This is a genomic window from Thermosipho sp. 1244, assembly GCF_018588215.1.
Taxonomy (GTDB): Bacteria; Thermotogota; Thermotogae; order Thermotogales; family Fervidobacteriaceae; genus Thermosipho; species Thermosipho affectus.
The window spans coordinates 1-20144 of record NZ_LNGA01000024.1; the positions used below are offsets into that span (position 1 = coordinate 1).

18 protein-coding genes and 1 pseudogene are annotated in these 20144 nt (G+C 31.0%); 3 read left to right on the forward strand and 16 right to left on the reverse strand.

Features of this window, described 5'->3' with window-relative positions; genetic code table 11:
* From AS157_RS06650 to AS157_RS06700, 9 genes and pseudogenes are all read right to left on the reverse strand, one after another.
* Positions 1 to 350 (reverse strand): MotA/TolQ/ExbB proton channel family protein (locus AS157_RS06650; protein WP_214495002.1); only part of this gene is annotated, 350 nt, incomplete at its 3' end.
* A 266-nt stretch (positions 351 to 616) separates the two neighbouring features.
* The gene (locus AS157_RS09730) at positions 617 to 1954 is read right to left on the reverse strand and encodes an ATP-binding protein (protein ID WP_352039436.1); all 1338 of its coding nucleotides are present in this window, start codon (positions 1952 to 1954) and stop codon (positions 617 to 619) included.
* A gap of 705 nt (positions 1955 to 2659) precedes the next feature.
* Complete coding sequence (locus tag AS157_RS06665) at positions 2660 to 3031, reverse strand: hypothetical protein (RefSeq protein WP_214495003.1); 372 nt, start codon at positions 3029 to 3031, stop codon at positions 2660 to 2662.
* A 12-nt stretch (positions 3032 to 3043) separates the two neighbouring features.
* On the reverse strand, positions 3044 to 4519 hold the full coding sequence (locus tag AS157_RS06670; protein WP_214495004.1) for a tripartite tricarboxylate transporter permease: 1476 nt from the start codon (positions 4517 to 4519) through the stop codon (positions 3044 to 3046).
* Between the two features lie 20 nt (positions 4520 to 4539).
* Complete coding sequence (locus AS157_RS06675; protein WP_214495005.1) at positions 4540 to 5007, reverse strand: tripartite tricarboxylate transporter TctB family protein; 468 nt, start codon at positions 5005 to 5007, stop codon at positions 4540 to 4542.
* A gap of 46 nt (positions 5008 to 5053) precedes the next feature.
* A pseudogene (locus tag AS157_RS06685) lies at positions 5054 to 6007 on the reverse strand (tripartite tricarboxylate transporter substrate binding protein).
* A gap of 82 nt (positions 6008 to 6089) precedes the next feature.
* Positions 6090 to 7067: a sugar kinase gene (locus tag AS157_RS06690; RefSeq protein ID WP_214495008.1), complete on the reverse strand. Its 978-nt coding sequence runs from the start codon at positions 7065 to 7067 to the stop codon at positions 6090 to 6092.
* Between the two features lie 17 nt (positions 7068 to 7084).
* Positions 7085 to 7972 carry a dihydrodipicolinate synthase family protein gene (locus AS157_RS06695; protein ID WP_214495009.1) on the reverse strand — a complete coding sequence of 296 codons (888 nt, stop codon included), beginning with the start codon at positions 7970 to 7972 and terminating at the stop codon, positions 7085 to 7087.
* Positions 7973 to 7984: 12 nt separating this feature from the next.
* Positions 7985 to 8839, reverse strand: a complete 855-nt coding sequence (locus AS157_RS06700) for a MurR/RpiR family transcriptional regulator (RefSeq protein ID WP_214495010.1) — start codon at positions 8837 to 8839, stop codon at positions 7985 to 7987.
* Positions 8840 to 9293: 454 nt separating this feature from the next.
* Here AS157_RS06700 and AS157_RS06705 point away from each other — a divergent pair, with 454 nt between their 5' ends.
* Positions 9294 to 10574 (forward strand): L-lactate MFS transporter, encoded by a 1281-nt coding sequence (locus tag AS157_RS06705; RefSeq protein ID WP_214495011.1) that lies wholly within the window; start codon positions 9294 to 9296, stop codon positions 10572 to 10574.
* A 365-nt stretch (positions 10575 to 10939) separates the two neighbouring features.
* Here AS157_RS06705 and AS157_RS06710 read toward each other — a convergent pair whose 3' ends face one another.
* The 3 genes from AS157_RS06710 to AS157_RS06720 are packed head-to-tail and all read right to left on the reverse strand — an operon-like array spanning position 10940 to position 13567.
* A complete protein-coding gene (locus tag AS157_RS06710; protein ID WP_214495012.1) occupies positions 10940 to 11872 on the reverse strand; it encodes an ABC transporter ATP-binding protein in 933 nt (310 codons plus the stop codon).
* On the reverse strand, positions 11869 to 12612 hold the full coding sequence (locus tag AS157_RS06715) for an ATP-binding cassette domain-containing protein (RefSeq protein ID WP_214495013.1): 744 nt from the start codon (positions 12610 to 12612) through the stop codon (positions 11869 to 11871). The genes AS157_RS06710 and AS157_RS06715 overlap by 4 nt, the downstream gene beginning before the upstream one ends.
* Before the next feature lies 1 nt (position 12613).
* Entirely contained in the window at positions 12614 to 13567 is a 954-nt protein-coding gene (locus AS157_RS06720; RefSeq protein ID WP_214495014.1) for an ABC transporter transmembrane domain-containing protein, read from the reverse strand.
* A 631-nt stretch (positions 13568 to 14198) separates the two neighbouring features.
* Here AS157_RS06720 and AS157_RS06725 point away from each other — a divergent pair.
* Positions 14199 to 14570, forward strand: a complete 372-nt coding sequence (locus tag AS157_RS06725; protein ID WP_214495015.1) for a hypothetical protein — start codon at positions 14199 to 14201, stop codon at positions 14568 to 14570.
* 226 nt (positions 14571 to 14796) lie between these two features.
* Here AS157_RS06725 and AS157_RS06730 read toward each other — a convergent pair whose 3' ends face one another.
* The 4 genes from AS157_RS06730 to pgeF all read right to left on the reverse strand — a co-directional run bounded on the left by AS157_RS06730 (position 14797) and on the right by pgeF (position 19463).
* Positions 14797 to 15246 (reverse strand): RNase H family protein, encoded by a 450-nt coding sequence (locus AS157_RS06730; RefSeq protein WP_214495016.1) that lies wholly within the window; start codon positions 15244 to 15246, stop codon positions 14797 to 14799.
* 235 nt (positions 15247 to 15481) lie between these two features.
* Positions 15482 to 15727 (reverse strand): NAD(P)H-dependent oxidoreductase subunit E, encoded by a 246-nt coding sequence (locus AS157_RS06735; RefSeq protein WP_214495017.1) that lies wholly within the window; start codon positions 15725 to 15727, stop codon positions 15482 to 15484.
* 23 nt (positions 15728 to 15750) lie between these two features.
* Positions 15751 to 18345, reverse strand: a complete 2595-nt coding sequence (adhE, locus tag AS157_RS06740; protein WP_214495018.1) for a bifunctional acetaldehyde-CoA/alcohol dehydrogenase — start codon at positions 18343 to 18345, stop codon at positions 15751 to 15753.
* 374 nt (positions 18346 to 18719) lie between these two features.
* Positions 18720 to 19463, reverse strand: coding sequence for a peptidoglycan editing factor PgeF (gene pgeF / locus AS157_RS06745; RefSeq protein WP_077290023.1), 744 nt, complete (start codon positions 19461 to 19463; stop codon positions 18720 to 18722).
* Positions 19464 to 19642: 179 nt separating this feature from the next.
* On the opposite strand from pgeF, the gene AS157_RS06750 reads away from it, so the two are divergent.
* Positions 19643 to 20144: dienelactone hydrolase family protein (locus AS157_RS06750; RefSeq protein WP_214495019.1), on the forward strand; the 502-nt coding region annotated here is incomplete at its 3' end.

Consider the following 20144-nt stretch of genomic DNA (forward strand, 5'->3'; position numbering starts at 1 on the left):
ATAATTTCTTTTAATTCCTTACTTATTGTACGTATTTCATCCAAAAATCTATTCTTCTTTTTTTCTTCTAATTTTGCTAGTTCGATAAATAATTTTTTATTCATAAAATGAGAAGTTATCGAAAAAATAATTCCCGCAATTGATGAAATAAAAGCAGTTCTCATAGAAGACAGTAATCCATTTATTCCTAATTTCAATGTTTCTTCATTTTCAAATCTTAAATTAGTTATCCCAACAACTATCCCCAAAAATGTCCCCAAAATTCCAAGTGTGATAAAAAAATTGGGATAAAAATCTAAAAAATCATAAATTTCTTTCATCTCATGATCAGATAAATCATTATTTTTCAATATTAAATGCCTTTTTCTCCTTTTCACAAAATAAATGAGAAGAACGACACCCTCTATTGACAAATAAATTATAGTAAATGGTGAAAAGAGTATCTTAAATAGTGAACGGAGTATATTAAATAAAATACTTTCACCTCCTGTTTTTAAATACTAAAAACTTTAAATCATCTAATCTTAAGCAATTTTTACCATACATCAACAATATAAATTTCTCCTTTTTTTCAATTATCTGAACTTAAGCATCGTTCACACTTCATTATTCGGGTTTATTTCGGGTTTATTTCGGGTTTTTCTGGTTTATTTCCAAACTTTATGAGTATGTATTTAGTTGACCTTCCAGTTTTACCAACCTTTATCATGATTCCTTTTTTGCACAAGCCATTCAAATCATTAAGTGCTGTTCTATCTGTGATATTAAACATTTCTCTATACTCTCTATTCGTTATCCTTCCTTTTTCTTTCACATACATAACAGCTTTTATCTGCCTCTCATTTAGGCCAAGTTCTTTCAAATACTCCTCTGTGTAAATGTCTTTTCTGAAATAAACGGAAAATCCGCCCATTTCCTCTTTGAATTCAGGTTCTGGAAGTCCCGCTGATTTCATACTTTCTATTATCCTTTCTGTTCCTGAACCCATTTCTTCTATAAAACCAGCAAGATAAAAGATGTGTACCAAGAGTGGATTTCTTGGAACAGAAGAATGAGGTCCTTTTAACTGTTCGAGTGTAATACCTTCCGGTAACCCACCGATGTTATAAAACCATATATAATCGTCAAAAATCTTTATCTGCGTCTGAACATTCCACCGGAAATAATCTCTGTGAATCAAGGCATTGAGTAGAGCCTCTCTTATCGCCTCTAAAGGATAATCCCATATTTCTTTTCTCACAAGTTCTTTAATTTCATATTTTACATTTATGAAATTTTTAATTGCTTCTTCCCCCATAATAACTTGTTTAAAAAGATTCCCATCAATAAATCTGTCACCAATAGTTGTTATCTCGTTTTTCAACCTTATAACTCTCAACACAGCGTTTATGAAGTATTTTTGAGGGTCTTTTCCAAATAATATTATTGCTCCATTTGTCAATCTACCATTTACTGTCAATTTCAAATGTTCAAAAAGAGTTTTTATATCCACATTTTCATCAAATATGGTGAGTCTTCCTTTTGCTTTTGCCATTCTCAAAAACATTCTTACTGTCTCTTCATCAATTTCGTTAAACTCCGCATTCTCATTTATAATAGAATCCCAATTTGTACCTCTGAGAAGAAATGATTTTAACCTCTCAGGTTTCATTTCTCTTGATGTGTTTCCTACTCTTTCATAATATCTACCGTTAAAAGAGATAGGGACATTGGATTTAGAAACTTTTATTACCAAAATAGTTTTTGCATTTTCCTCTTTCAGTTCAATTTCGGGATGAATACCCAGTTTGCTGACAATTTTTTCTGTGATTTTCTCAAGATCTTTATTTGTTATTTTTAGTCCTTTAACCGTGCCATCATCTGAGATTCCAACAATCACAACTCCACCGATTGCATTTGCCATTTCACATATTGCTTTTAGTACGGAATCACCAAATGACTCTTTATATTCTATATTGTGTGTTTATATCCCTTCACACATTTTATCCTAAATTATTTTCAAAATCTTCATGTTTGCTATTTAATACGTTTTTTTAAATTATAATTTATAATTTGGTAGGTACTTACAAAGTGCTTTTTTGTTTCTTTTGTTGTTTTTGCAAAAATATATTTTCAATTTTTTTGTTAATGTTTGTTTTCTTTTCTTAATTGTTTTAATTTTTTTTGTATCCTTCTAATATTATTATACTATTTTTTATTAGTTTTTTGATACAATTTTTGTAAGTTTTTGGCAAGAAGTGGAATGTTAAATTAAGCGTTATATTTTATTATTATTCTAAACATATACGAAGGGCCTTCGTATCATTTCCTTTGTTAAAATGACTAAATCAGTACTAATTTGGTCAGTCTTTTGACTAAGTATGGCCCAATTTAGTTAATAGAATAACTATATGCTTAATTCAGGAGACGAAGAACATAGATTTTTCGTCTGTATATAGGCAAAATCCATGGTGGAAAAATAAAGAATCTATATATTTTGACTTGCATATAAGAATACTGGTAACAAAAAACACTGCGTTTAAAAGAGATAACATAATTGCACTTCCAGTTGAGTTGTTTTTGTTGTTTGTATAAATATATAATAAAAAAAACACCCCATGAAAAATAGAGAACAATTAAATAATTGGGGTGTTTTATATTATATATGATTATAATATATTTAAAGATTATTCTTTATTTTTAGCTTCAACACAATCAATCTAAGTTTATCTGGCACATCCAATTTATGAGCATTATTTGCAGGTATTATCACCACTGTATTTTTTTCTAACTCTATTTTTTGAGGATTTTTAATGGCTTTTCCTCTATATTCACCTTCTGAAACTTCGACTTCTGATTCTAGTTCTTTTCCAAAATAAAGAACCGCATTTCCATCTAAAACTATATAAACATCAGTAAAATTCAAATGCTTCTCAGGTTCTCCACTAAAATTAACCAATTCCGAAACTTTTAGATAATTTTCTAACGTGATGTTCAACTCTTCATTCAAAAAATCTTCGAAGATATTTTTGTAAATTCTCACTTCATTCATATTTACATCACCTCATAAGAACTTTTTTAATAATTTAACAATATACGTTCCAAAAAAGACAAAAAATATCAATACAATAAAAGCAATTGAAATTGGTCTAGTAAAAAAAGGCATCCAATTACCACCTGTTTTAGTAAGCCCTACTCTTAAATTATCTTCAATCATTGGGCCAAGAATTATACCCAAAATCATCGGTGCTAACGGCACATCTATTTTTTCAAACAGATATCCAATTACACCAAAAATCAACATTATGTAAATATCAAAATAACTGTTCCTTATTGCATAAGAACCAATCATTGAGAACATAATGACTGCCGTTAGAACAACTGAAGTCTTCATTTTTAAAAAATAGGTATAAACTCTGATTCCAAAATAACCAACAACAATCAACAAAAATTGAATAAGTATAGCAATGAAAAATAAACCTTTAATAAGCTCTCCATTTTCCTGAAAAATCAAAGGCCCCGGCCTTAACCCATACATTAACATTGCACCTAATACAATTGCTGTAATTGTATCACCAGGTATTCCAAAAACTAAGGCTGGTATCCAAGTACCCCCAAGTGCTGCATTATTAGCACTTGTAGGTGCAATAACTCCTTCAACAATTCCCGTTCCAAATTCTTCACTTTTCTTTGATGTTTTCTTTTCAACTCCGTAGGCCACCCATGCGGCAATATCTGCACCAGCCCCAGGCAGTGCTCCCACAAACGTCCCAATAATTGCTGACTTTATTACTATAAAAAACTTTTTTATCATAATTTTGAAAGCTGCTAAAAGCGAAGGTTTGATCTTTTCATTTATTGCTGGCAATTCCAAATCTTTTTCACTACCCTGAATTCTTTTTAAAACTTCTGAAATCCCAAACAACCCAATCATTGCAGGTATAAAACCTATTCCATCCATCAACTCAATACTTCCAAAAGTAAAACGTGGATAACCAGTAGTAACATCTATCCCAATAGTTGCAATTAATAATCCTAATAAAGCCGATGATAACCCTTTTATCAAATTTCCTCTACTCAATACAGCACTCATACTTAAACCAAATATACCTAGCCAGAAGTATTCATAATTAGTAAATTTAAGTGCAAATTTTGCAAGAGGGGGAGCAACCAAAATCAGTAATAAAACCCCTATAACCCCACCAGTAGCAGAGCAGACTAAATCAAGTGATAATGCTAATGCACCTTTCCCTTTTTTAGACATTTCAAAACCATCTAGGACAGCTGCACCTGAAGCGGGTGTCCCTGGTATCCGAAGAAATGTTGCTGGAATATCCCCAGCAAAAATCGAAGAAAAAGAAGCACCTAAAATCATTGCCAGAGCTGCTAATGGTGGCATATAATAAGTAATAGGAATGATCAACGCCACCGCCATCGTAGCCGTTAACCCAGGCATTCCACCAACAAATATTCCAAAAAACATCGATATCAAAAGTGGCAACAACACATTAGGTTGAAGTGCTGCTAATATATAGTTCATTACCCGTCACCTCTTTTTCATCAAAATGGGAAAAACTTTTGAGGAAATGGTATTAAAAAAACTTTTTCAAAAATCAATACAATAATAGCAGTTAAAATTAACGAATAAAGCATAGATTTTAAAATCTTAACTCCAAATATCGACATCATAACCGTGGCAAAAGCAAATGTTCCAATTTTAAAGCCAACCAGATTAATTAATGGGACATAAGTTCCAACACCTATAATCACAGAAACAACTCTTAATAAACCTTTTTTTGTAATATATCTTGCAGAATCTGTTTTAGTTTTCTTCCAATTAATTATCGAATGGATAATAAAATATAAACCAACTATTAACAACAAGTATGAAATCAAAAAAGGAAAAAATTTCGGTCCAGGAAGTTTGTTACCTCTTACAATAAAATCCGGAAAATTTGAACCATAGATAAATACAAATACACTTATACACACAAGTACTACACCATAACTTAGATTTTTTACTTTCATAACAACCCTCCCAAGTCCCCCCCTTTAAATAAAGGGGGGGAATTAATTACTTGATATAACCTCCTATTTTAAGAACTTCTTTCCAAACTTGATCCTGCTCTTTTACAAAGTTATAAAATTCTTCTGAACCTCTCCATGTCATACCAAATCCATTTTTGTTCATGAATTCTTTAAATTCATCTGACTCATAAATTTTCTTTATAGCTTTTTCTAAAGTTTGAATAATATCCTTAGGAGTACCTTTCGGTACAGCTACCCCTCTCCATGTTCCTGAAGACCAATTTATACCTTGTTCTTTTAAGGTTGGTATATCAGGAAACCTTGGATCACGTGAATCCGCCATAATTGCCAATGCTTTCAATTGCCCCGAGGAAATTTATGGCCACGCTTCAGGAAGACTACAAGTAATAACATCAACATGCCCACCAAGAAGCTCAACTATTGAAGGGGCTGCACCTGTTGTTGGAACCCATGTAACATAATCGGGTGAAATATTAACAGCATTCAACATGCCGATTCTTGATAAATCCCAAACAGAACCCGCTCCTGAACCTGAAAATAAATATTTTCCTTTATTCATTGCAATATCAACTAGCAATTCCGTAACGCTGTTCCAAGGAGCGTCTGCTTTTACAATAACACCTGCAGGATCAGTATTAAGTTGAGCAACATAATCAAAATTCTCATAAGTCAAATTTGTTAAACCCAACCAATGCATTGTAGCAAGTTCTAGTGTAACAAGTGTTAAAGTATATCCATCAGGTTTTGCATAAGCACCTGCAGAATGGCCAACTGCGCCTCCTCCACCTGTCTTATTCACTACTACAAATGGTACTCCAAACTCTTTTGATAACTGATCTGCAAGAAATCTTGCTAACCTGTCAGTTCCACCACCTGCGCCCCATGGACAAATAATAGTTACAGGTTTGCTTGGATATTTTGCTGCTAATCCCCCAAAAGTAAACACTACTAATAAAACGATCAATAGAAACTTTTTCATTTTAAAACACCTCCTATTTTAAGGTATAGCTCCATAACTTTTTTCTTTTACTGATTGTTTATGTTTCGAAAACGTGTAAGAATCATCTTAAAAGTTTCTCCTCACTTTTTTCGTACACTTCCAAAAAAAGATCTAAATCCTTCCAAGTAGGAAGAGGTTCTATATCACCCTTCAACGAGACCGCCATTGCTCCAGATGCATTTGCATATCTAAGGCACTTTTCAAAAGAATACCCTCTCAACATAGCAGATAAAAAGGTTCCATCAAAGGAATCACCAGCTCCTAGTTCATCTTCTACTTCTACTGGAAATGAACTATATTCAATATATGTATTTGAATTTACATCAAAACATATTGAACCCTCTTTCCCTTTTTTTACAATAATTAACTCAGCATTTTTTGCAATCTTTCGTAATTCGCTTATACTTTCTCTTAAATTTTTGCCAAAAAGAAACGTTAAATCTCCAACTCCCGTAAAAAGCACTTTCGCACTTTCAATAAAAGGTTTTAAAATTTCAAATGCTTTGTTTTTCGTTTTTAAAAGATTTACTCTAATATTTGTGTCGAAAACAACCTTAATTTTCTTTTTGACACATATCTCAATTGCCTTCAAAGCTGCCTTTTTACATCTTTTACTTAAAGCTGGTGTTATTCCACTTAAAAAAAACAAATCTACATCATCAAAAATCTTTGCATCAATATCTTTTTCGGAAATAAAACTTGCCGCTGAATTTTTTCTATAATAAAAAACTTTTGTTTTTCCCGGAATTGGATAACTTCTTTGCACAAAATATATCCCTGTAGGATGTTTAGGATCAACTTTTACAAAACTTGTATCAACACCTTCAGACTTTAAAGTTGAAATAATCATTTCTCCAAATGGATCCAAACCAACAGCAGTAATAAAACTTGTTTGTATTCCCAACCTCTGCATTTGGATTATTACATTTCCTTCAGAACCTGCAACATGTCGTTCAAATAAATGTTGGTACCTCATAGGACCTTTTTCTGTAGGATTCATTTGAATCATAATTTCTCCCATACCCACAACTTTTTTCATACGATCACCTCATAATTTCATAATTTAATGTCAATGTTTTCAAGTGCAAATTTTATTTTCTTTACTACTTCATCTGATGCTTTTGTAAAAGGTTTTTTTGGAAATCCAGAATCTATTCCTCTTAGTTCAAGCATGGCATGAATTCCAGGAATACTATCTGTAAAATGTTGAATTTGTCTTAAAACATTTACCTTCTCTAGGAGTTTAAAAGCTTTTTCATAATCTTTATTAATTGTAGCTTCATAAAGTTCAACAACAATCTCCGGAAAAACATTCGCAAGTCCACTAATAATCGCCGAAGCTCCAAGTGGGATTGTTGGAATAATAAAGGCTTCCGAACCAGAAACATAAACAAAATCATCAAACCCAACTTCCGATTTCACACGATAAAAATAAGAAAGATCAAACGTGCTATCTTTAATCCCGATTAAACCTATTTGCTTTAATTTTTTAACTGTTTCTATTTCTATTTCAATACCCGTAGTTTTTGGGTTATTGTATATAAATACAGGAATATCTACTTTAGAAACAAGTTCATTAAAAAATCTAATTATATCGTCTTGTTTGTATTTGTAATAAAATGGTGAAACAGAAGCTACAGCAGTAGCACCTACAGCTTTTGCATGTACAGTTAATTCAAAGATATCCTCAGGAGAAGTTGCTCCAACATGAACAATAACTGGAATTCTGCCATTCACCTGTTCAATTATTATTTCAAGAGCTTTTTTTCTCTCTTTCAATGTCATTATTGGACCACTTCCATAAGTTCCACAAACAAATAAACCATGAACTTTATTAGTTAAATACTCAATGAAACTTCTAAACTTTGCTTCATCAATTTTCCCTTCTTCATTAAATACCGTAATTATTGCTGGAATTACCCCCCTAATATCATTAAAATTCATGAACACACCTCCTTAGAATTTCAAATGCGAAAAACTTTTTCTCGCAGCAGTTAATTCATTTAAAACTTTTTCTCCACCATTAATAACTAAAATAGTAAAAAGAATATCAATAATAGCCATTTGAATATAGCGTGAAATTAAAGCATCTGTGCGCATACTAATTTCCTCAATTTTAACCTCAAAAACTAAGTCTGAAATTTTCCCTAATGATGATTCCTTGTTGCCGGTAATAGCAATTAATTTGGCACCCCGTCGGTGTTCGAGAGGAATAATTACATCTTTCGTTTCTCCAGAATACGAAATTGCAATTATACAATCATTTTCCTTTAACTTCCTCAAAATTAAAGCATTAAAATGAGAATCTTCAGAAAAAAATATTTCTTTATCAAATACAGAAAATCTAAACGCAGCATATTTAGCAATTGCTGCAGAAGCTCCGTAACCTAAACAAATTATTCTATTAGAAGATGATAAGATTTTTGCTCCTTCTTCTAATAATTCATCAGTAAATTTTCCTAAATGATCATGAAAGGCACGAATAGTACTACTAAAAAATTTTTTCTTCATATTTTCAACTGAGTCATTGATATAGATATCTTTATAAGAATGCAAGATTGATTTTCCAGCTAAATCACCGGCAAGTGAAACTTTAAAATCGTGATAACCAGAAAATCCAATATTTCGATAGAATTTAACAACTGTAGATTCACTTTTTAAACCTACGATTCTTGCTAATTCTGAAATTGACATTCTAATAACTTTTTCCGGATTTTCTAATACAAAATCTGCAAGTTTTTTCCCAGCTTTACTCAGACTATCGTAATTTGCTTTAATTTTTTCAAAAGTTGTTAATTGACCTTTGTTCATACTGTCCCTCCCGAGAAAAAATTTTTTTGTTTTGAAAAAAGTATAACTTATCTGACCATTAAAAACCTAATCTGATTTTCAGCTATTATATGTTATTATTTACAATTACTCTTTATTATCGTTCAGTTTTAATAAAACGTATAATATTTCAATTATTGCTACAGAATACAAAATTAAAAAAATTTTTTCTCAAATACCTTGACAAAATTTATATTGTAAATATTTTTAAAAACTGTTAAATCACATTATTTAAACAACATCAATAAAATAAAAAGCACGTGAAAATAATATAATTTGTAAAAAAATAAAACAGCTAATTTCCGAAAAAATCACATTAATACAGCATAACTTTTAAAAAATATGTTCACGTGAAAACGTTCTTTTTTACCACGATTCATGCTATAATGTAACTGTCGGATATTACAACGATGCCTATAAAAAAGGGGGAAAAGTTTTGGAAAAGTTAGTCGACAAAGCTTTAAACCAAAAATATTTTAAAACACGCTGGCAAATACCTTTAGCAGGATTTTTGCTAGCCTTGATGGGTGGCCTATCTTATGCTTGGGGAGTATTTATTGTACCTTTAGTAGAAAAATTTGGATGGACTACAACAGAAGCTACTTTACCATTCACTGTTTTCATGGTAATCTTTGCTTTAACAATGGTCCCGGCCGGCAAATTACAGGATGTATGGGGGCCAAAGAAGGTTTCTGCTATTGGTACAATATTATTTTTTATAGCCTATATTTCTGCATCCTTTGTAGGAAAATTTCCATATAGCTGGTGGTTAGTAATAACATACGGAATTTTAGGCGGAATATCATGTGGATTAACTTATGCATGTGTTGCACCACCAACCAGAAAATTTTTCCCAGACAAGCCAGGAGTTGCTGTATCTTTTGCGGTTATGGGTTTTGGATTAGCGGCTCTTGTATTCGCTCCCCTTAAAGCTGGATATTTAATTCCAAAATATGGAATAGAAGGTACTTTTATTATAATTGGTGTGGCTACTTTTATAGTGTTGTCTGTAGCAGTTTTTTTAATTAAAAATCCACCAGAAAATTGGGAATTACCAGTTAAAAAAAATGCGAAAAAAACAAAACATACAAACCTTCTTATCAGAGATATTTCTCCGACTGATCTTTTGAAAAAACCTATATTTTACACAATGTGGCTGATTTTTGCTCTGGTTATTACAGGTGGATTGTTAAGTATGAAACTTATACCTCCGTATGGCGAACTCATTCTCGGACTCTCTCCTATGGAAGCTGCCTGGGCGATTGCTATTTTTTCTGGCTTCAATGGTCTTGGCCGGCCATTGGCGGGATTATTAAGTGATAAGTTTGGCGTTTTAAAAGTAATGATAGTAACTTATATAATCCAGGTGGTAATATTGCTTTTATTTCCCATCTTTGTTGTAAACTTTTTTACTTTGTGTGTTGCAGCTGCAATAACGGGATGGGGGTTTGCTGTAACTTTGGCTTTGTTCCCAGTTTTAACGGCGGAATATTTTGGAACAAAAAATCTAGGAGTTAATTACGGCTTAATATTTACTGCCTTTGGTGTAGGAGCAATATCACCGACAATAGGTTCTTGGATATATGACGCAACTGGCAATTATTCTTATGTCTTCATATCCGCTGGTTTTCTTTCAGGTTTCGGGACATTTTTATGTATACTTCTTTTAAAAAAATTGAGTCCTTATAAACTGTTAGAAAATCACACTGGTAAATAATTCTCAAATTATATATTTGTATTTTTTACATTTTACACTGTTTAAAATATAAGGATTTTAAAAAGAGAGTGTTGGAGAAATTGGATAGGTTGGAGAGTGTTAGAAAGTGTTGGAAAGGTTAGTGTCTTTTGTCATTCTGAGCGCGTATGCGCGAAGAATCTTGGATGATATTCCTTCTTTCTTGTCATTCTTAGGTGCAAAGTACCGAAGAATCTTTTCTTTTTACTAACCTATCTAATCTATCCAATCTTCCAACACTCGCAAAACTTCTAACCTCGCCAGTATTGTTATCCTGAGCATAGTCGAAGGATCTTACTCTCTCCTTGTTTTCTTGAGTTTCGCTTTTTAGCTATTTTTCAATTCAATTAACCGACAACTTCCTCAAGCTGTCTTGCAGCAGTAATTCCTGTGCGAACAATATCCCATACACCCATTAGTGTAAATAATTGATATCTTATTAATGTAAATAAATTAAAAAGAGCATAAAATGTTCCTGGATCACTTAATACTACCCCGCGATATATAATAAAAAGATAAAATGCCATTGAGATCAAATCACGAATCATAAAACTAAGAATAAAATCGTTAAAATACAATCTCTTTTTATATTTCCAAAATGGATCGGTTGTCTTTTTATAAAGATCCATTTCAAAGTTATATGCTTCAAACAATTGTATTTCCTCTATACCCTTGAACATATCTGCTACATATGATTTGATTTCTAAAAAATTATCTTCAACTATTTTGGAGCGCTTGTAATAATAAATGTTTGCTATCCATAAAGAAAGAAGAATCAAAATACCAAAAAATATCATAAACAAACCTGAAATACGATCTAAAGTATAAATTGTTACCATATAAAAGATTACTTTAAATATAAAAACAATTCCACCTAAATCAGCATAATTAGAAAAAGGGTCCAACAAATTTTCAATAGTTCTCAACGAAATTTCTGAGTAAAACGCAGGTGGTTTCTTAGAAAACTCCGTAAAATCTTTGTTCATTATTCTTTCATAACAATATTCACCAAGGTACTTAAACCCTCTTCCTTTATTGAAGGAAACAAAAGCTTTACCAAGAATAATCAATATATGACTTATCAAAACTGCTATTATTAACAACAAACCTTTTAAAAAAAAGCTATTACTTTGGGAAACAGCATAATTTATGAGATCTTTGCTTAAAATAGCAGTATATGAGACTATAAATCCCGATATAATCCCAAATAAATTCATTAAAATTATCATAAACATTAATTTTTTAGGGATTTTAAAGAACCATTTTATTAATTTTCTCATATACTATCACCCTTTCTAAATTTCTCAGTCAACTCTTGCTCAGCTTTAAAGAATCGTTTTAAAAGGCCGTCTTGCGAATGCTCATGATATTTTCCTCTTTCAACAATCCTTCCATTTTCAAGCACAGCAAATTCATCTGTCAATGAAAGAATACTAAACCTATGTGAAATCAAAATCAAAGTTTTGTCCTTTACAAAATCTCTGATATTATTTATAACTTCTTTTTCAACAAGTTTATCAACACCCTCAAGTGGTTCATCAAGAATAACAATTTCTGGTTCTCTGAGTAATAATCTTGCAAGTGCTATTCTTGTCCTTTCTCCGCCAGAAATATACCTTCCATCACTCCCAAGAACTGTGTTAAGATCTCTATTTTGCATAAACTTTTTCAAGCCAGCTAATTTAAGAACTCTATACATTTCTTTGTCTGTTGCATTTGGATTTGCAATAAGAAGATTGTCTCTGAGTGTTCTATTAAAAATATGTGCTATTTGACTCAAAACTCCAAGGATTTTATACCAACCATCAAATTTAGATAAAGGTTCTCCATTAACTAAGATCTTTCCTTTGTGTGGTGATATGTATTTTAAAGCAAGCCTTATAAAAGTTGTTTTCCCTTCTCCACTTGAACCTACAATAGCCACTTTTTCACCACGAGTTATTTCTAAATTAAAGTTGTCTAATATTTTTCTGCCCTCATATTCGAATGAAACATCTATAAATTCTAATTTTTCAAACATATTATGCATCCTCCTTCAAATATTGTTCGTAGGCTATTTTTGCTCTTGCAATAACCCAAGAAATATAATCTGTATCTTCAATGTACACCTTAGAATAACTTTGTAATCTTTCAATGTAAATAACAAGCATAATAGCTTTCCCTACAGAAAGATTTCCAACAAAAACTTGAAAGCCCAATAAAAATATAACAAGAGTCATTATTAAGATTACTCCAAGCTCGTATGATAAACCAAATAGTATTTCAGTTTTTCCAAATAAGTCATATGCTTTTTTTAAATTTTTTAATGCACTTGAAAGCCATTTAAAGGTTAAAGGAAAAGTTTCATATGCTTTGATATTCTCATACCCGGAATATAGATCTGAAAATACTTCTGACACCTTATATTCTGATTTATTCATTTGATCAGCAATTTTCTCTTCTTTGTGCATTTTTTTATTACTCGATATACCTGCTAAAAGAAATCCTACTAAAGCTATAACCCCAACTTTCCAGCTATTCAAAATTATCACTCCAACAGTAAGTATCATCATAACTGGCAGGATAAAAACATACATTGAAAACGTACCATAAAAGAATTCGAAAATATGTTCAAAACTAAAAATTTTATCCATTTCTTTTTCCGGTACAAAATTTTCGTTTCTTCTTTTTATTACACTTGATATTGATCTTTCAAACAAAAATCGGGGTCCCTCTACCAGAGAAAAGGCTCTTCGCATAACTTGAGTTATCTGTTGCAATGTGAAAACTACAATATAAATTAACGCATATACATAAAACGCATCTAATGCTTTTTTATTTCTAAAGTTATCCACTATTCTTCCAAGAAAGATCGGGAGCACAAATGATAGAAGCATTGTCAAAACATAAATAACATCAATAAAAAATTTTTTCAAAAAAAGCTTCTTTGAAAGAACTTTATGAAATAGGAAAAAGTATTTGTAAAATTCCTTCACATAAATCCCTCCATTTTTTAAAATTTGCAACAAAAAAGCTCCGGCAACCCGGAGCTTTTTAAAATTGACTATTTATTAATACAACATTTGCACTAAATCAAGTGCAAAAATCCTATATACACAACCTTTACACCTTTATCCGAATAAAAGTGCAAGTATCTTCGTCCCAACTTTGGTTGCCGCATTATTTTGTATTAAATTGTCCCGAAAACAAACTTACTCTTTCTCATACTCTTTCCCCCTTGACTATGAAGAAATATAACAACTACGTGAAATCATAACACATAAACTAAACATCGTCAAGCTACTATGGAGCTGTTTTAAAAATATAAACTTTTCTCACTTTTTGTCATTCTGAGGAACGAAGCGGGTGAAGGATCTTAAATAACAAGTGTCAGAAATGACATTTATTCACTCATCATCATGAACAACTGCAAAAGAGCTTTTTTTAATGTAGGAAATCATGAAAATTAATTGTCAGAAATGAAAAAGTTTTTTCGTTATATATAAATGGAAAAGCAATTGATACATTTTTACAGGGAGGTGAGAAAGGTACGATTAATTTTATTCTAATGCAGCCTTTTAAACATTTATCAGAAAGTTTAAAACAACTTAGAAAGGGGTTAAAGATATGAAAAAAATCTGGATTTTGATGATTATAGTTCTAATTGTAGGTGTTCTTCAAGCTTATACTATAACTTCAGCTGTTGAAGCTCAAAGTTTAGCTAAAAAACACGCAAATGAAGATGTTAACAGAATCATGCCATTTTTTGGAGGAGTACTTTTTGGACCATTGGCACCTTTATATCACTATATATCCACTCCAGAAGTTCCAGCTAATAGACTCATTCAAATAAAAGAAATGATTCCAAAAGATCAAAGCTATTTGTTTGACGTTTATGTACAAACATATAGAAACGAAGTGAAAATGTTAAAAGCAAATTCAAGTTGGTTAGGATGGGCAATATGGATCGTAACAGTCCTTGCAATTTCTAACGCTTAGTTGATTAATTGATTTTTTCTATATTTATCTCCTTCAGCAATATTGCTGAAGGAAATTTTTATTATTTAATGTATTCTTTTCTTCCTTTTTAACCATAAATATTGCTTTTCGAACACTTTCTATAACTTTAAAGAAAAATATTGAGACATAAAAAAATGATATAAGTATGTTGTCAATTAACAAAATATGGTCTTAAAGCATGTAATTATACATTGCCTTTTGGTTTTCATCTTTTTAATTTATTTTTTAGAATATTTGGAAATACATTTTTTATGTAATCATTCAATTTTACTCGTGATAACTTATCAACCATATTGTTAAATTCATCATTTGAATGTGCTTTAACTTTTTTAAAAGAAACATTCAATTGTCTTTTCAACGTTACCAAGTTTCTTATATAATCATTAATTACCCCATTTCTTGTTCTTATACAAGAAGACGCAAATATTGGTATTTTATTATAATCATGAACAATTGTTACACTCGTTATACCTTTTGTTTTACAATATTTCAAAGCTCTTACTACGCCCAGCAGTTCAGCCACTACTGAATTCCCTCCTTTTATTATCCTGGCTCCTTTTCTAACATCTATAATTTCCTCGTTCTCAACAACACAAAAAGCATAACTCGCTACTTTATACGTATCTGAATAAGAACCATCTACATATATGGTCACTAGGTCACTACTATCCCCCTATTAATTAAAATATATTAACACACCGTATAAACACAATACCACATAAATTATACAGTTGGTAAAAGAAGATTTAAAATTATGGTTATCCTTAAGACATAGGAGATCTTCCAAATAAAGGAGTACTTTTAAAATTAACAGCAGCAACTTTACTTGATATTAGAAAAAAAGAAGGGGCTTTTTAAAGCCCCTTCTTTTATAAACATTTTTATGAGTATTATTTTTTATTTTTTACCAAATTTAATATTATATCCTTCAGTTTTTCAGGAGTCATATCTTGGTAAAATTCATTGTCTATTTTAACTATTGGTGGTTTCATTTTTCCATAACACGTATTAAAACAAAGATTATATTTAAGATCCAAAGACTCTTTAATATCTTTTGGAAGATCATTTAAAGCTTCTATTAATGTTGATGAACCCATAAGATGACAAGTTGTTCCAACACAGACTTCTATTTTCATAAAAATTCCTCCCTTTCATATATTTATAACTTACCATGATATGCGTCAATGTACAATTGCTTGATTTCAGAAATTAATGGATATCTTGGATTAGCCGGTGTACATTGATCATCAAATGCGTATTCTGCCATCTGATCCAATCTTGCATAAAATTCCTCTTCAGAAATATCCAAATCTTTTATAGCTTTTGGAATATTTAATTTTTCTTTTAATTCCTCAATAGCCTCTATTAATTTTTTTACCTTTTCATCTTGAGTTTTTCCTTTTAAGTTTAGATAATCTGCTATTCTAGCATATCTTTCTTTTGCAATAGGATATTTATATTGTGGGAATGCCGTCTGTTTTAAAGGTTTATCTGTTGCATTATATTTAATAACATGAGATATAAGTAATGCGTTGGAAAGTCCATGAGGAATATGGAAAGCCGAGCCTAATTTATGCGCCATTGAGTGACATAATCCAAGGAATGCATTTGCAAATGCCATACCAGCTATACAAGATGCATATGCCATTTTTTCACGGGCTTTTACGGCTTTCTCTCCAAATTCATAGGATTCAGGTAAGTATTTAAATATTAATCTTATTGCTTCAAGAGCCAATCCATTAGTATATTCATTAGCAAAAACAGAAACATAAGCTTCAATTGCATGAACCAAGGCATCTATACCAGAATAAGCTGTAAGTTTTTTAGGCATAGACATAGTTAGCTCTGGATCTATTATAGCCATATCTGGTGTAAGTTCATAATCTGCTATCGGATACTTTAATCCTGTATTATTGTCAGTTACAACTGCAAAGGGAGTAACTTCCGAGCCAGTTCCAGAAGTAGTTGGAATAGCAACCATTACAGCTTTTTTACCTAATTCAGGGAAAGTATAAATTCTTTTTCTAATATCCATAAATCTCAATGCCAAACCTTCGAATTTAACTTCCGGATGTTCATACATTAACCACATAACTTTTGCAGCGTCCATAGGTGAACCTCCACCCAAAGCTATAATAACATCCGGCTTGAATGAGTTTATTATTGCTAATCCCTTTTTAACTGTCTCAATTGACGGATCTGGTTCTACTTCGAAAAATACTTCCGTTTCTATATTTAATTCTTCCAATACTTTCTCTATTTTTGTCACAAACCCATTTTCAAAAAGGAATTTATCTGTGACAATAAAAGCACGTTTTTTCTCTTTTAATTCCTGTAATGCAGTTGGCAAACATCCTGTTTTAAAGTAAATCTTAGGAGGCACTTTAAACCACAACATGTTTTCACGCCTTTCTGCAATTGTTTTAATATTCAATAAATGTTTAACTCCAACATTTTCACTTACGGAATTGCCACCCCATGAACCACATCCTAGAGTTAAAGAAGGTTCTAATTTAAAGTTATACACATCTCCTATGGCTCCTTGAGAAGATGGCATATTTATTAATACCCTTCCTGTTTTTAATTTACTTCCAAAATAATCTATTCTATCTTTATTAATTTGATCTGTATACAAAACAGATGTATGTCCCATTCCACCAAACTCCACTAATTTCACAGCTTTATCTACTGCTTCTTCAAAATTTCTTGCTCTATACATCGCAAGTGTTGGTGACAACTTTTCATATGAAAAAGGCTCTTCAGAACCTATCTTTTCAACTTCTGCAATTAATACTTTTGTATCTTTTGGCACCTCAATACCTGCTAATTTAGCAATTTTGTAAGCTGGTTGTCCAACAATTGCACTATTGAGTTTTCCATCTTTTACAATTGTCTCTCCTACTTTTTTTGCTTCTTCTTTTGTTAGGAAATAAGCACCTCTTGCAATAAATTCTTTTTTCACTTCTTCGTATACTTTATCTACCACTACTACAGCTTGTTCGGACGCACAAATTGTTCCATTATCAAATGTTTTACTTAATAATATAGAACTAACAGCCATCTTAATATGTGCAGTCTCATCAATAACTGCAGGAGTATTTCCGGCTCCAACCCCTATAGCAGGTTTTCCAGAAGAGTAAGCAGCTTTTACCATACCTGGCCCACCAGTAGCTAATATCAAATTTATATCAGGATGTTTCATTAAATATTGGGTTAATTCTATAGATGGTTCAGTAATCCATCCAATAATATCATCTGGTGCACCTGCAGCAACAGCTGCCTCTAACATTATTCTAGCAGCCGCTACTGTACACTTTTTAGCTCGCGGATGCGGAGAGAAAATTATACCATTTCTTGTTTTTAAAGCTAATAAAGCTTTAAAAATGGTTGTTGATGTTGGATTTGTAGTCGGTACAATTCCAGCAACTATTCCTACAGGTTCTGCTATTTTCTTAATGCCAAATGATGTATCTTCTTCCAAAATTCCACAAGTTTTTTCATTTTTATATTTGTTGAAAATATATTCAGCAGCAAAATGATTTTTTATCACTTTATCTTCCAAAACACCCATACCTGTTTCCTCTACTGCCATTCTAGCAAGCCATATTCTGTAAGCATTAGCAGAAATGGCTGCTCTTTTAAATATGTGATCAACTTTTTCCTGAGAATAAGTTGAATATATTTTTTGAGCTTTTTTCACATCTTGAATTAATTCTTCTAATTCTTCAATGGTTGAAACTGTTCTAATTTTCATAATTTCAAACCTCCCTTTTAATTTTAAATTAAACAACCTAAGTATCACTTGGAAACTATATATTTTGTGATTTATTTCACGATAATTATAGCATAGAATTTGCAAAAAAACATTTCACAAAAGTAAATTTATATTAATTATTTGTGTGTTTTTTCACATTTTGTGTAAAATATCTTGTTAAAAATATTAAATTGCATGCCAAAAACAAAGAAAATTAAAGTCATAAAAAGACTATTTACATTACCCAATACGTATTAAAAATCTAGCAAAAGCTTTATTAATACAAATACTATTATATTTCTAGTATTATCAACAATATTAATATTTGTTATTTTGATAAATTATCAGGACTATTAGTTACAAATAAAAATATTTCAAATCAATCCAACAATTACTGCAAATCTTTTTTTTGTTTTTTCTTTTCTATATGAATAAAAATATTTATTAAATTTTATTGTATCTACCATTGAAATTTCAATATTTCTTACGCCAATATTAAACAATTCATCCTCGATTATGCCCCATAGATCTATAAAAAACTTTCCATTTTTAACATCTATATATTTTTCACCAAATTTATTGCTAAACATATTTTTCACTTCAATTCCAACTTCGAAACTTTCTGGACTTATTGATGGGCCTAAACTTACAAATATATTTTCAGGATTACTATTATATTTCTTAACCATACTTAAAATTAACTTTTTTGGGATATCCTTTAGTGTGCCTTTCCACCCAGAATGTGCAATTCCAACAACATTTTTCACTGAATCATATGCAATAATTGGCACACAATCTGCAAAACGCATAACCAAAAAAATCCTCTTTTCATTAGTTATAAGTCCATCTGCAGTGTAAACTACTCCTCTTTTTATATCTTTTTCTTCAACAGACTTTATAACATTTCCATGGACTTGTTTTGCAAAAAACATTCTATCTAGTTCTATACCCAAAATATTTGATAATATCCTAAAAGAATCGCTTTCCAAGGAAAAATCCAATTCCATATTTTGTCTAGTTGTAACCACATGAAATAATTTTTTAAACTGATGCAACATACAAGACCTACAAAGAACAATATTTTCTATCTCTTTGCAAACATAATTTCCAAGTTGCATACATTATCACCCCATAATTAATAATATTACTTTTTTATTTTTTCATAATTAAAAAAATAATAACCCAAAAAACAACCACTGACAAATATTAAAGTAAATGCTTTTCTTTTATTCAATTTTAACACACACATAAAATATTTTTTGTATAATCTAAGTGAAGCAGAAAAAGGAGGAACAACATGACCATATATGAATATGATCCAAATATTCCTTTGAATTTAAAAAAAGCAGAATTTTCAGATTATACTCTCGTTTCATTTGATACAACATATGAACCTGATATTCCAGAATCAAAAAGGATTTTTGTTTATCAATATCATTCAAAAAATCCATGGGGGAAAATAATCATATTACACGGAATCGGAAATAACCACATTCCATACTTAATGTGGTATGCAAAACAATTTTCAAAATTTGGACTTGAATCATACTTTTTGATTTTCCCATATCACCTTAACAGAGGAAAAAAAGAGTGGGAAGGTGGAGAACCATTTTATCATCACTCTCCTGCACACTGTGTTGTAAGATTTCATCAAGCAGTAAAAGATGTAAGAAGAACAATTGATGTAATTGAAAAGAATGACAATACGGATAACCTTTTCATTATGGGATTTAGTTTTGGGGGAATGATTGCTACCATAAGCATGGCATTAGATAAAAGGATAAAAGCGGGAATAATTG